Raw genomic sequence first — 12,938 nt, forward strand, 5'->3', positions numbered from 1 at the left:
CAAAACAATCATATTATTCTTCTTAATAAAAATGGGTCAATCAAGGATTATCTTGATTGACCCATAATATTACATATTTGTTTTTTCTTTAATAAACTCGACCACTTCTTCGTCTGTACCCATATTCAGCAATTGCTCTTTATAGGATGCCATCTCTTCTTTAGAAAGATTTTTGATTTGTGTTCTTGCTGGTAGAATGGATGTGGCACTCATACTAAATTCATCTAGTCCAAGACCAAGCAATATTGGAATGGCGATTGGATCGCCTGCCATTTCACCACACATGCCAACCCACTTACCTTCGCTATGAGCAGCTTCAATAACGTTATTGACTAAATTAAGAATTGCAGGATGGTACGGCTGGTATAAGTAGGAAACTTGCTCGTTCATCCGATCTGCTGCCATCGTGTATTGAATTAAATCGTTCGTACCAATACTGAAGAAATCAACTTCTTTGGCAAACTGGCGTGCAAGCACAGCCGTGGAAGGGATTTCCACCATGATACCAACTTCAATATCATCTGATACAGCTATTCCTTCATTTTTAAGTGACTCTTTTTCCTCCAAGAGCAACGCCTTAGCTGCTCGGAACTCTTCAAGCGTAGCTATCATTGGGAACATGATTTTCAAGTTTCCATGAACGCTTGCTCTTAAAAGAGCTCGAAGCTGAGGACGGAACACATCTTCATTTTCTAAACAGAAACGAATGGCACGGAAACCGAGAAACGGGTTCATTTCTTTAGGCAAATCGAGATAACTTAGTTCTTTATCTCCTCCGATATCAAGCGTTCGAACGACAACTGCTTTTCCGTCCATTTGTTCTAGAACGGATTTATATGCTTCGTATTGTTCCTCTTCACTAGGCAGGGAAGACTTGCCCATATATAAGAATTCTGTCCGATATAAGCCTACTGCTTCTCCACCATTGTTAAGTACACCTTCGATATCATCCGGCGTACCAATATTGGCAGCGAGTTCAACTTGTACTCCATCAGCAGAATAAGTTTTTTCATTTTTTAACTTTGCCCATTCCTGTTTTTGTTGTTCGTATTTTGCTTGTTTTTCACGATACTCTGATAATGTCGCTTCATCTGGGTTTATGATGACATTACCCTCTAGGCCGTCGACGATGACGATATCACCAGCTTGTACTGTTTCGGTGATCACACTTGTCCCAACAACTGCTGGGATCTCCAGAGAACGGGCCATGATAGCTGAGTGTGAAGTTCTACCTCCGATATCCGTTGCGAATCCCTTTACAAATTCCCGATTTAGTTGTGCAGTATCAGAAGGGGTCAGGTCATTAGCAATAACGATAACCTCTTCGTCGATTAGTGCTGGATCTGGGAATTGCACCTCAAGCAGGTGAGCAAGTACACGTTGGGTTACATCACGGATATCTGCAGCCCGTTCACGCATATATTCATTATCCATATTTTCGAATAGATTAATAAAGCTTGTTGAAACTTCTTCTAAGGCCGCTTCAGCTATAAAGCTTTCTTCTTTTATTTTCTCTTTCATCGGATCGATCAGTTCCGGGTCATTCAGTATAAGTAAATGTGCGGAGAAAATCTCAGCATGATCTTCGCCAATTGTATTTCTCGTATGTTCTTTAATTTTTTCCAATTCTTCGATGGATGCATGTAACGCATTGTCCAGACGATTTATTTCGTGTTCAGGATCTGTTGCTTTCGTTTTTTCATAAGATAAATCTGGAGTCTCCAATTCGTAAACTTTTGAAATTGCAATACCTGCTGCTGCAGCTACACCATTAATTTTCTTCAAGTCAATCACTCCTTATGAAGTTGCTTACTTATCCATTGGTTGATAAATCGAAATACTTCTTGCTTATTCAATTCGTTATGCAATTCATGCCGGGCTTCTGGGTAGACGGCAACAAGAATATTTTCTATATCGGCTTTTGCATAACTTTCCGCTGCCTTAAATACCCCTTTGCTATAATTTCCTACAGGGTCTGCATCACCACTAATAAAAAGTATCGGTAAATCTTTTCTGATTCCTTTATTTTTCTCTTCATCCTGCATCGTTAAGATACCTGTCAATAAATCGACGAAAAAACCTGCAGAAGGGACGTATCCTGAAAGAGGGTCAGTAACATACTCCTCTACGACTTTGCTGTCTCTAGTCAACCAGTCGAAACTGGTCAAACGCTCTACTATCTTATTATTATAATTACCGAATACGAGATTGTTCATCAAGGTCGATTCTTTTCTCGGTTCCTGAAGTGTGGCTATTTCTAGACCTAATCTACTGCTCTTTTCAGGGAAGAATCCAGAGCCTGATAGTATTACTCCCGCCACTTCATGAGAATATTTTTGAATATAATTCCTTGCAATAAAAGAGCCCATGCTGTGGCCATAAATGAAAATAGGCAAGCTGGGATGTTCTTTTTTAATATACTGAATTAGATCATGAGTATCCTCTACCATCCGATCAAAACCATTGCTTTCAGCAATGAAACCAAGTTGGCCTTGTTTTTCACCGGTTTTACCGTGGCCTCGGTGGTCGTCACCATAGACGATGAAACCTTGTTTATTGAAGTGGGATGCAAGATGATCATAGCGGCCGATATGCTCGGTCATGCCGTGGGAGATGAGAATTACAGCTTTTGCTTCTGCAAGCCCTATTTCCCATTTTTGAATATATAATTCACAATCGTCGCTTGCAGTAAACCAAAAACTTTCATTCATGTACCCTCATCCTCCTATACTATCTATTATAACGTGCTTTAATAGAAAATGGAAAAGTTTGAACGTCCATCAATGAAAATGTAATAATAGTCTTGCTATGTAAAATATACTTGTGATAAAGTATATAATAGTTAATACACATTGAACTGGGTAAATCTCCGAATCTGTTCAGCTAATTGCTGTAGAGAAAGGGAATGGAATTCCTCAGATCTTAGTGAAGTTTCACTTATAGTCGCACGGGAGGTGTCATTATAACATGGTGATGGCAGTTAATATTCTACTTGTAATCGATGCAATTATTCTTATCGTATTTGTACTATTACAATCTGGGAAAAGTGCAGGACTTTCTGGAGCGATTTCCGGTGGTGCTGAACAATTATTTGGTAAGCAAAAAGCAAGAGGAATTGACTTGATTTTACATCGTGGTACGATTGTTACAGGAGTTATCTTTTTCCTCTTAGCATTTTTAAGTGCATATGTTTTATAGTAAAGTCTACCCTTATCACGCATGTGGTAAGGGTTTTTAAAATTTTGAAATAGCTGGTAAAGGAGCAGATTAGGATGAAAATTAAGCAGCCAATGCCATTTACTTTTGAAGCTGGACCTCGGGCTGTACTGTTATTGCACGGATTTACAGGACATACAGCAGATGTAAGAATGCTCGGGAGATATTTGGAGAAAGAAGGGTACACTTCGCATGCACCAATATACCGAGGCCATGGACTTCCGCCAGAGGAATTGGTCAAAACAAATGCTGATGAATGGTGGGCAGATGTTCAGCAAGCTTTCCAGCATTTAAAAGAACTAGGATACGAAGAAATTGCTGTTGCCGGTCTTTCGTTGGGTGGGGTGTTTGGATTGAAACTTGCCTACACAACAGAAATCAAAGGAATCATCTCCATGTGCGCACCAATGTTTTTTGATAATGAAAAGCAGTTGACCCAAGGATTTGAGTGGTTTTCTAAAGAGTATAAACAGCTTGAAGGAAAGGAAAAAGGAACGATAGAAAAAGAAGTCCAGGAATTAATGACTTCTGCACCGAAGCTGTTTCCAATGATTAAAGAAAAGATTGATGAGGTTAGGGAAAATATCGATACGATCTATACACCAACATTTGTAGTACAAGCCCGCCAAGATAAAATGATTAACACAGAAAGTGCCAATTACATTTATGAAAATGTAGAGGCAGACTTAAAAGACATCAAATGGTACGAAGAATCAGGGCATGTCATCACGATAGATAAACAAAAAGATGAACTACATAATGACATCCTCGACTTCTTGAATAAGCTCGATTGGAAAGAATGATTAAAAAAAGCTGTGAAAGGTAATAAATATAATGAAAGTAGGTGAGATGATGAAAGATAGAATTCTTACATTTTTTAATGAAAGAGATTCGAGACCATTAAGTGTGGATGAAATAGAAGAAAGTATGGAGATTACGGATGCAGAAGAATTTAAAGAATTAATCAAAACACTTAATCACTTGGAGGAAACTGGTGAGCTCGTCCGTACTAGAAAAAATCGTTATGGTCTACCGGAAAAAATGAACCTTGTATTGGGAAAAATCCAAATGCATAAAAAAGGATTCGCTTTTCTGCTGCCGGAAGAGGAGGGGCAGGAGGATATATATATTAATCCATCGGACTTAGCCTCTGCGATGAACGGAGATAAGGTCTTAGTCCGACGGGATAAGCCTTCTAATGCTGGCGAACGGGCAGAAGGAGTTGTTCTCCGTATACTGGAACGTGCAGTTACAGAAGTCGTGGGAACGTATGATGATAACCAGAATTTTGGATTTGTCATACCAGATGATAAGCGGATTCCTAATGATATCTTTATACCGAAGAGTAAAGCGAACGGTGCGGTAGACGGTCACAAAGTCATTGCCCGGATTACGAAATACCCTGAAGCGTGGAGTAGTGCAGAAGCGGAGATTACTCAGATTCTTGGGCATAAAAATGACCCGGGAATTGATATCATTTCCATCATCTATAAACATGGCATATCCATCGATTTCCCTGACGAAGTGTTAAAGCAGGCGGCTGAAACTCCTGAGGTAATAGCCCCGGAAGAGTTGGAAGGACGTAAGGACCGACGCGATGAAGTGATTGTCACGATCGATGGAGCGGATGCGAAAGACTTGGATGATGCTGTTTCAGTAAAAAAGTTGGATAATGGCAATTACTTGCTTGGTGTTTATATTGCAGATGTGACACACTATGTGGAAAAGGACTCTCCAATTGACAAAGAAGCATTTGAGAGAGGGACGAGTGTATATTTGGTCGATAGAGTTATCCCGATGATTCCTCATCGATTATCCAATGGTATTTGTTCACTCAACCCCCAAGTAGACCGTCTGACAATTGGCTGTGAAATGGAATTCAATTCCAGTGGGGAAGTAGTGAAACATGAAATTTTCCCAAGTGTGATCAATACGACGGAACGTATGACTTATTCAGATGTAAATAAAATTCTGGTCGATCTTGATGAGGAGCTACGGGAAAAGTACGCCGATTTGGTACCAATGTTTGAACATATGGAAAAGCTTGCGGAAATTTTACGTGGAAAGCGGAAAGGCCGTGGAGCGATTGATTTTGATTTCAAAGAGGCAAAAGTTCTCGTGGATGATGATGGTAAAGCTACGGACGTAGTTTTACGTGAGCGTTCTGTTGGAGAACGTTTAATCGAAGAATTCATGCTTGCTGCCAATGAAACGATTGCAGAGCATTTTCACTGGCTAGATGTACCATTTATCCATCGGATACATGAAGAACCAGACTCAGGAAAATTAGAAAGCTTTTTCGAATTTCTAGCAAGTTTAGGTGTTCCGGTGAAGGGGAAGGCGAATGATGTTCATCCTCAAGCTTTGCAAAAAGTGTTGGAAAAATTAAAAGATGAGCCAGAGGAAATGATTGTTTCCCGATTGATGCTGCGTTCTATGAAACAAGCGAAATATGCACCTGAGAGCGTCGGTCACTTTGGACTCGCAACAGAGTTTTATACCCATTTCACTTCTCCAATCCGTAGGTACCCGGACTTGATTGTCCATCGATTGATCCGTACGTATCTTTTTGATAAAGAAATGGATAGAAAAACACTTGCCACCTGGAGAGAATCACTTCCGGAAATTGCTAGACATACGTCTGAGATGGAACGGCGTGCAGTTGATGCAGAACGAGAAACGGATGATTTGAAGAAAGCCGAATTTATGCTTGATAAAGTCGGTGAAGAATATGAGGGTGTCATTAGTTCTGTAACAAACTTCGGGCTTTTTGTGGAGCTGGAGAACACGGTGGAAGGGCTTGTCCACGTCAGTTATTTAGTGGATGATTATTATCATTACAATGATCGGGCTCATGCTCTTATCGGTGAGCATACGGCAAAAATGTATCGAGTCGGTGATGCTGTGAAGGTAAGGGTGGTTCAAGTCAATCTTGAAGAACGAGTGGTTGATTTTGAACTTGTGGAAGCCAAGCCAAAAAAACGTCGTAAACCAGTGAAACAAGAAGTCGGTGCAAAACGACAGAGTAATTCCAAAGGAAAAGCGAATGGAATGAAGAAGAAACGGAAAAGAAGAAAGTAGAAATAAACAGCGGGAGAGAGGTCTCGCTGTTTTTATTTACTCTCAATTATAATAAAAGTTGCGCATGGTAAAAATATTTGTTGACAGCTAAGTTGGGTTTCACATATACTTATTCTAGAAGTAAATTTATATCATTTTGATTCGCTGTAATGGCGGGGGTGAAAAATTGGAACATGTAGGTCTAGCATTACTTTTTACGCTTTTTGCTGGTCTTGCTACCGGCGTTGGAAGTTTACTCGCGTTCTTTACAAAAACTACGAATACGAAATTCCTTTCATTTGCACTTGGTCTTTCTGCAGGTGTAATGATTTACGTATCAATGATTGAGATATTTTTCAAAGCAAAAGATGCACTAGTTTCTTCCTTTGGAGATACAGAAGGGTATTGGATAACTGTCGTTGCATTTTTCGGTGGAATGTTAGTTATTGGGATTATTGATCGATTCATTCCCACGTACTCTAATCCCCATGAAGTTAAAAAAGTTGAGGATATGAAGAAACCAGGAAATGCAATTAACGATCCGGAATTGATGAAAATGGGAATGTTCACTGCGTTGGCTATTGCTATCCACAACTTTCCGGAGGGGATTGCCACTTTCGTCTCGACATTGCAAGATCCCTCGATTGGGTTTGCCATCGCGGTCGCAGTAGCGATTCATAATATTCCTGAAGGGATTGCAGTATCTGTGCCGATTTACTATGCTACAGGGAACAAGAAGAAAGCTTTTAAGTATTCTTTTCTGTCGGGCTTAGCTGAACCGATAGGAGCCGTCATTGCATTCCTTGTTTTGATGCCTTTCTTAAGTGAGGCATTGTTTGGGATAATTTTTGCCATGGTTGCTGGAATAATGGTGTTCATCTCGTTGGATGAACTTTTACCGGCAGCAAAGCGTTACGACCAAACACATTTATCGATCTACGGTGTGATAGCAGGTATGGCAATTATGGCAATCAGCCTCATTTATTTACAATAGGCCTTGATTGTTGGCATATTCGCTGGAATTTGATAGAATTATATTCTATGCAAGGTTTTCGTGGGAGGTGTAATCATGCCTAAAGGATTAGGAAAATCAATCGCAGAAAACAGAAAAGCACGACATGATTATTTTATTGAAGATACGTATGAAGCAGGGATAGTCCTTCAAGGAACAGAAATTAAATCCCTAAGGCTCGGTCGGGTGAATATCAAAGATGCTCACGCTCGGATTGTAAACGGAGAGGTATATCTGGTTAATCTTCATATTGCTGAGTATGAACAAGGCAACCGATACAATCATGACCCGACCCGCTCCAGGAAACTGTTGCTGCACCGGAAGCAAATTGATAAATTGATCGGTTTGACGAAACAAGAAGGATATACGCTTGTACCACTGAAAATTTATATTAAAAATGGTTATGCAAAAGTGCTGTTCGGCTTAGGTAAAGGTAAAAAGAAATTTGATAAGCGTGAAGATATGAAACGGAAACAAATGAAACGGGATGCGGACCGGGCGATGAAGGAGCACAACCAATAAGAGGCAACTGCCCGCTCCCCCTTTTCATTTTGTTCACTTTATGCTATAATGAACACAGAGCTTGAAAACAGCCCTAGCAGTTCTCATTTTATGGGGACGTTACGGATTCGACAGGGGTAGGTTGAGCTCAGGTTGCGCGTCGAGGTTACGGCTCGTAAAACGTAAACGCCTATAACTGGCAAAAACGAAAACTACTCTTTAGCAGCTGCATAAGCACTGACTAAAGGATCCTTCCTGCAATTGCCTGTGTTGCAGATTGAAGGGTCTCAAACTCTAGCAGGCTGGACTGACTTCCACCGTCTGAGGATCGTCAGTCGAGATTAACCAGACTAGCTTTCACAAAGCCTGTTGGTAGGCTGAGTGGATAGCGAAATACTAATATACCAACTACACGTGTAGAAGCCTGAGTGGCAATATCTCTGGACGTGGGTTCGATTCCCACCGTCTCCACCAATACATAATGTTGGTGGTTTTTTTATTTCTAGCTAATCTATCACGGCCATAAAAATGAAGATTCCAACTATCTCCTTTATGAAGTATGTCACCCGGATGTGCTTTGTTTCTGGATTTCCTCTGTAAGAAATTAAAGCTCGTTTGCATCAACTGCATATAATAATATCCAATCAGCACTAACTGTATTAGGTTTATTCTTAAGTACATCCAACGTTTATACTAATTTTTTTCCGCTGTGTTAACCTCTTACATTGCTTTTCGATTAACGTTAATATTTTTGCTCCTATTGACCTTTCTGAGAAGTCAAGTACGCTCACTTTAGCTGGAAATTTAGAAGTTATCCCCCGTATCTTTGTCTCACTTCTTCCGGCCAATAAAAGGTTTTATTGCTTTCTAATTATTCACCTTTTCCACTTGTAGCTGATGTTGCAAAATATCAAAACTTATATAATTAATACTCATGCATTATGAGTTCCAATTTGGTCGACAGTTGATAAGGTCATTACGTGAGGTACTATAACATTTTCTTCAATAACACTTTTAAACCAACCAAGAACAGACTGTGGAAATTCAGGTGAATTTGCTGTATTAAAATCGAGAAAAAGGATACCTTTATGTTCCCCAGTAAATCTTATGTATTCAAATCTCCTTTTAATAGTCATTGTATTTTACAGTTATTTAATATTTTCTTTAAGAGTTATAAATCCAATAAGCACTGATTATTTTGAAAATATAGTATAAAATGATATATTAATAATACATACTAACATAGTATGTTACATGTATTGTAGGGGATAGGGGGGGGATTTGGGTGTATGAACATAAAGTTGTAGAGGTCAAGTTGTCAGCTTTCAAACTTTCGCCAGAAGAAGACTACCAATCCGTCGTTGATTCTCATGAAAAAGAAGGCTGGGAGTTAATGCGAATTGATTCAGGTATAAGTGGATATGGGATTCCCGCTTTATTTAGGGTAATATTTAAAAGAAAAAAAGAAAAAATGGAGAAAGATATTGGTTAAAGCTTTAAAAATCCCTGGCATATATAATGTTTAGGGATTTTTCTATTTCATATATCATAGTACAACGTTCGTGTTTAAAATTAGGGCGGAGGCATAAGTTAGGATAACATCTTAGATTCCCGTCAATCCGTCGAGAAAATTTTAGATTAAAAAAGTAATGATATTGGCAATAAAAATGGGACAAGAGGAAGGGCAAACCGACCTAATGTCCCATTTCATAACGAATTTGGTGTAAATAATTTAAAGATGGGATTTACCTTTTAATGATGTACATGTCCACCTTTAGATGGGTTCGTAATCATAAATCCAGGATTGTCCCCGACATAGAAATATTGGATCCAGATTCCGTCCAGAAAATCTTCGCGGCTATCCAGTAAAATTTCGATATCTTTGTCCGTCTGTACAATTTCGTCATGTTCTTGTGGAGTATCCAGACTTAAGCCGTAATGTGCATGGTCCCCGTGGATATGATCGATATAAACTCGAATCATTTTGCCTTCCGCTTCATCGGTTTCCAGCATTTTCTTTAATTCCTTTGCAGCATTACGATTGATTTTACATTTCATGTTAAAGTCTCCAATCTATAAGGTTCTATTTTTATTATCTCATGAAATAATCCGATTAGTCATTTTTAAAGATTCTACTTTTCATTGTGTAAAAACGATATTACTGGTCATTTCTCTTTTGTGTACATATTTTTGAAGAAAAGTAATAAAAAAATCGAACCACAGTTGGTTGGTTCGATTTTTTGTATGAAGTTTGATTGCCAAACTTTACACTTTCATTTGATCTAATATGAATTTTTGGATGGCATGAGCTACTCCACCTTCATTGTTCGTAAGGGTTTCGTAGTCAGCGACCGCTTTAACTTCTGGAATCGCGTTCTTCATCGCTACTCCACAACCTGCAAATTGAATCATGGAGATATCATTTCCATTATCCCCGATGGCCATTATTTCATGTTGTTTAATTCCAAGCTTCGTTGCCAGTAACTTGACCGCATTACCTTTCGTTGCGTCCGGATGAGTAAATTCAAGGAAATGTGGGGCACTTTTTACAATAGCGTATTCTTCACTTAATCCCTCAGGTAGTTTTTCCATTATTTTAGATATCTTACTCGGCTCATTGATATACATGATATTCGGGATAGTGCGCTCTTTCGGAAATTCATTGACCGGACAGAAGTTTAAAGGGATATCGTTCAAGTAGGATTCTAATATCGTATATTTACTGATCTTTTGATTGGGAGTATATAGTTGTTCTACATCAAAGAAATGCATCGGTGTATTCAACTCAAGGCTCAGCTCATACAATTGAAGTAAATGCTTATTTTCCATAGAGAACTCATTCACTACTTCACCGGTGTTTGAATTCTCGATATAGGCACCATTAAAGGCGATAGCATAGTCTTCTGCTTCATTCAAATTCAATTCTTTTACATATTCCCGCATGCCGACAATTGGCCGCCCCGAACAAAGCACAATCTTGATTCCAAGTTTTTTTGCTTCGACTAACGTATCTTTTACCTCTTGAGGAACTTCATGATAATCATTTAATAATGTTCCATCCATATCAATCGCAATTAACTTAAACATGAATACGCTCCTTATAATTTCTGATAGGTCCATTATACGATATTTCCTCATTTTATTCATTGATTTGTTTGACTTCCATACTATTTTCGAGAAGGCTCTGATTTTCTGAAATAAAAATGGAATATATGGGAAATCTATGAATAGTAAGCTTCTGCCACTGGAGAAAGATAGGATATGAAGTTTCGTACCATTAATTTTACATAATCTTTATAATTTTCGGTTTGAATGTAGCTTATAATTGAACGATGAAAAGGTGTCCATCATATCTTAATCATAAGAGGAGGTCATGTTCTTGGCTAGATTCCACTTATACAACTACACGTTCGAAAACTTAAGCGAAAAAAACATGTCTTTTCAACAGGTGTTTCAGAACATAAAAAGGTTTATGGAAAAGGATCCGTACGGCAGTTATAAATTGATGTTCGGAACAGATTCTCAAGTTCATTCCACGTATACTCGTTTTATTACCGGAATCGTTATTCAATGTGAAACAAAAGGAGCCTGGGCATGTATTCGTAAAGTTATCGTACCAAGGAAAATGAACCAGCTGCATGAACGAATTTCTTTTGAAACGAGTTTGACAGAAGAAGTTGTCAGTATGTTTACAGAAGAAAGAAAAGAAGAGTTGATTGAGATTGTTTTACCTAATATATATCGCGGTGGTTCCTTTACAATAGAAGGTCATATTGACATCGGTTCTGGCGATAAAAATAAAACTAGAATATTTGTAAATGAAATGCTTGCAAGAATGGAAGCGTTGGGTATAGAGCCGAAAATCAAACCAGAAGCTTTTGTAGCCAGTTCCTATGCAAATCGATATACAAAGTAATCCTCCATATATTTAATAAAAAACGGGTATAGTACTAATTAAACATGTGGGTTTGTCTGCATGTTTAATTTTGATGGAGATTTATATAATAAAATGAAAATGACACAGCTGGAGAGATGATCATCATGAAGTCGCTAACAAAAGAAATCATTCGCTTGTCAAACATGAATATTTATTGTGAACATTTACTTCAAGATAAACCCCCGATCATTTTTATCCATGGATTTGTATCCTCTGTTTCTACGTTTCGACGGGTTATTCCAAAGTTGTCTGATAGCCATTCGATAATTGCTATTGATTTGCCGGGATTCGGAAAAAGTGAGAAGAGCACTACTTTCACGTATACATATGAGAATTATGGAAGGCTGATTACTGCTTGCATGGATTATTTCAATTTGGACAAGGCCTCAATTGTAGGACATTCCATGGGTGGTCAAGTTGCTCTCCATTCGACAATCCTGGTGCCGGAAAGGATTGATAAACTTGTATTGATCGCGAGCTCTGGCTATTTGGATAAAGCAAGGGCTTGGCAAAGATACGCTTCCTATCTTCCATTTAGTGCACAAGTGGCCAAGCGGTTCGTGCATAAGAAGACTGTCCAACAATATTTGGAGAATGTGTTATATGATACAACCTTTGTATCGAGAGACTTGATTGAAGCATATAGTCAGCCTTTACAAGAAAAGAACTTCTATAAAACTTTAATACGTCTTTTGCGTTTCCGTGAAGGTGATCTAAGCAGTGAACAGTTAAAGGAGATACATCAACCAGTATTGTTGATTTGGGGATTGGAGGATCGAGTTGTACCAGTACAGATTGGTGTTCGTTTATCAGAAGACCTTCCAAATAGTCATTTATTTACCTACGAGAAAGCTGGACATTTAATTACCGAGGAGAAATCGCAGGAAGTTTCTCGAAATATTTTATCCTTTTTGGACGGTTGAATCACCAGGTAAACCTTCGTATATCAGCACTTTTCAAATAACGAAATTTACAAGAATAATTATTCTTCTATTTTTTCAGAAAAAGGGGTTGCAATATAATTTGATTTCGAATAGACTGTATTATAACAAGATAACAATTAATTAGATTGTTATATAAAAGGAGGAAAACAACATGATAAAGTATGGTCACGTGTCGTGTCCTGAGTGCGGTCAAGAAGTGGATGCTAAAAGCTATACGATGGAGTGTGATTATTGTTTATCGAAAAAAGAGGGTGATTAATTTTTTTGA

At 38.4% G+C, this 12,938-nt stretch carries 12 protein-coding genes and 1 other RNA gene; 9 read left to right on the plus strand and 4 right to left on the minus strand.

The genetic code is table 11. The annotated features are described in order from the left end of the window. Positions 1-69: 69 nt before the first annotated feature. Together ptsP and M3210_RS03200 are read right to left on the minus strand one after the other, a co-directional pair. Positions 70-1,785, minus strand: coding sequence for a phosphoenolpyruvate--protein phosphotransferase (gene ptsP / locus M3210_RS03195; RefSeq protein WP_251511340.1), 1,716 nt, complete (start codon positions 1,783-1,785; stop codon positions 70-72). A 5-nt stretch (positions 1,786-1,790) separates the two neighbouring features. Continuing rightward, positions 1,791-2,711, minus strand: coding sequence for an alpha/beta hydrolase (locus tag M3210_RS03200; protein ID WP_251511341.1), 921 nt, complete (start codon positions 2,709-2,711; stop codon positions 1,791-1,793). Between the two features lie 256 nt (positions 2,712-2,967). On the opposite strand from M3210_RS03200, the gene secG reads away from it, so the two are divergent. The 7 genes from secG to M3210_RS03235 all read left to right on the plus strand — a co-directional run bounded on the left by secG (position 2,968) and on the right by M3210_RS03235 (position 9,281). Then, a complete protein-coding gene (secG, locus tag M3210_RS03205; protein WP_251511342.1) occupies positions 2,968-3,198 on the plus strand; it encodes a preprotein translocase subunit SecG in 231 nt (76 codons plus the stop codon). A gap of 74 nt (positions 3,199-3,272) precedes the next feature. Further along, a complete protein-coding gene (locus M3210_RS03210) occupies positions 3,273-4,019 on the plus strand; it encodes an alpha/beta hydrolase (protein WP_251511343.1) in 747 nt (248 codons plus the stop codon). Between the two features lie 49 nt (positions 4,020-4,068). Beyond that, entirely contained in the window at positions 4,069-6,297 is a 2,229-nt protein-coding gene (gene rnr / locus M3210_RS03215; RefSeq protein WP_251511344.1) for a ribonuclease R, read from the plus strand. Between the two features lie 166 nt (positions 6,298-6,463). Beyond that, positions 6,464-7,270 carry a zinc transporter ZupT gene (gene zupT / locus M3210_RS03220; protein ID WP_251511346.1) on the plus strand — a complete coding sequence of 269 codons (807 nt, stop codon included), beginning with the start codon at positions 6,464-6,466 and terminating at the stop codon, positions 7,268-7,270. Positions 7,271-7,345: 75 nt separating this feature from the next. Next, positions 7,346-7,810, plus strand: a complete 465-nt coding sequence (gene smpB, locus M3210_RS03225) for an SsrA-binding protein SmpB (protein ID WP_251511347.1) — start codon at positions 7,346-7,348, stop codon at positions 7,808-7,810. Between the two features lie 92 nt (positions 7,811-7,902). Next, positions 7,903-8,263: a transfer-messenger RNA gene (gene ssrA / locus M3210_RS03230) on the plus strand. 811 nt (positions 8,264-9,074) lie between these two features. Next, positions 9,075-9,281: a DUF4177 domain-containing protein gene (locus M3210_RS03235; protein ID WP_251511348.1), complete on the plus strand. Its 207-nt coding sequence runs from the start codon at positions 9,075-9,077 to the stop codon at positions 9,279-9,281. A gap of 260 nt (positions 9,282-9,541) precedes the next feature. Here M3210_RS03235 and M3210_RS03240 read toward each other — a convergent pair whose 3' ends face one another. Both M3210_RS03240 and yidA read right to left on the minus strand, forming a co-directional pair. Then, positions 9,542-9,847: an iron-sulfur cluster assembly accessory protein gene (locus tag M3210_RS03240; RefSeq protein ID WP_251511349.1), complete on the minus strand. Its 306-nt coding sequence runs from the start codon at positions 9,845-9,847 to the stop codon at positions 9,542-9,544. A 207-nt stretch (positions 9,848-10,054) separates the two neighbouring features. Further along, positions 10,055-10,876, minus strand: coding sequence for a sugar-phosphatase (gene yidA / locus M3210_RS03245; RefSeq protein ID WP_251511350.1), 822 nt, complete (start codon positions 10,874-10,876; stop codon positions 10,055-10,057). Between the two features lie 346 nt (positions 10,877-11,222). Here yidA and M3210_RS03250 point away from each other — a divergent pair, with 346 nt between their 5' ends. Both M3210_RS03250 and M3210_RS03255 read left to right on the plus strand, forming a co-directional pair. Next, on the plus strand, positions 11,223-11,705 hold the full coding sequence (locus M3210_RS03250; RefSeq protein ID WP_432806974.1) for a ribonuclease H-like YkuK family protein: 483 nt from the start codon (positions 11,223-11,225) through the stop codon (positions 11,703-11,705). A 125-nt stretch (positions 11,706-11,830) separates the two neighbouring features. After that, positions 11,831-12,649, plus strand: a complete 819-nt coding sequence (locus M3210_RS03255) for an alpha/beta fold hydrolase (RefSeq protein WP_251511355.1) — start codon at positions 11,831-11,833, stop codon at positions 12,647-12,649. Positions 12,650-12,938 lie beyond the last annotated feature (289 nt).

This window comes from Oceanobacillus luteolus (assembly GCF_023715655.1).
In the GTDB taxonomy this organism is placed as follows: domain Bacteria; phylum Bacillota; class Bacilli; order Bacillales; family Amphibacillaceae; genus Oceanobacillus; species Oceanobacillus luteolus.

What these genes read in the sequence shown, in the direction of transcription:
- M3210_RS03200 (WP_251511341.1), bottom strand. Translation starts at nt 2,711, where the DNA reads ATGAATGAAAGTTTTTGGTTTACTGCAAGCGACGATTGTGAATTATAT.
- secG (WP_251511342.1), top strand. Translation starts at nt 2,968, where the DNA reads ATGGTGATGGCAGTTAATATTCTACTTGTAATCGATGCAATTATTCTT.
- M3210_RS03210 (WP_251511343.1), top strand. Translation starts at nt 3,273, where the DNA reads ATGAAAATTAAGCAGCCAATGCCATTTACTTTTGAAGCTGGACCTCGG.
- rnr (WP_251511344.1), top strand. Translation starts at nt 4,069, where the DNA reads ATGAAAGATAGAATTCTTACATTTTTTAATGAAAGAGATTCGAGACCA.
- smpB (WP_251511347.1), top strand. Translation starts at nt 7,346, where the DNA reads ATGCCTAAAGGATTAGGAAAATCAATCGCAGAAAACAGAAAAGCACGA.
- M3210_RS03240 (WP_251511349.1), bottom strand. Translation starts at nt 9,847, where the DNA reads ATGAAATGTAAAATCAATCGTAATGCTGCAAAGGAATTAAAGAAAATG.
- yidA (WP_251511350.1), bottom strand. Translation starts at nt 10,876, where the DNA reads ATGTTTAAGTTAATTGCGATTGATATGGATGGAACATTATTAAATGAT.
- M3210_RS03250 (WP_432806974.1), top strand. Translation starts at nt 11,223, where the DNA reads ATGTCTTTTCAACAGGTGTTTCAGAACATAAAAAGGTTTATGGAAAAG.
- M3210_RS03255 (WP_251511355.1), top strand. Translation starts at nt 11,831, where the DNA reads ATGAAGTCGCTAACAAAAGAAATCATTCGCTTGTCAAACATGAATATT.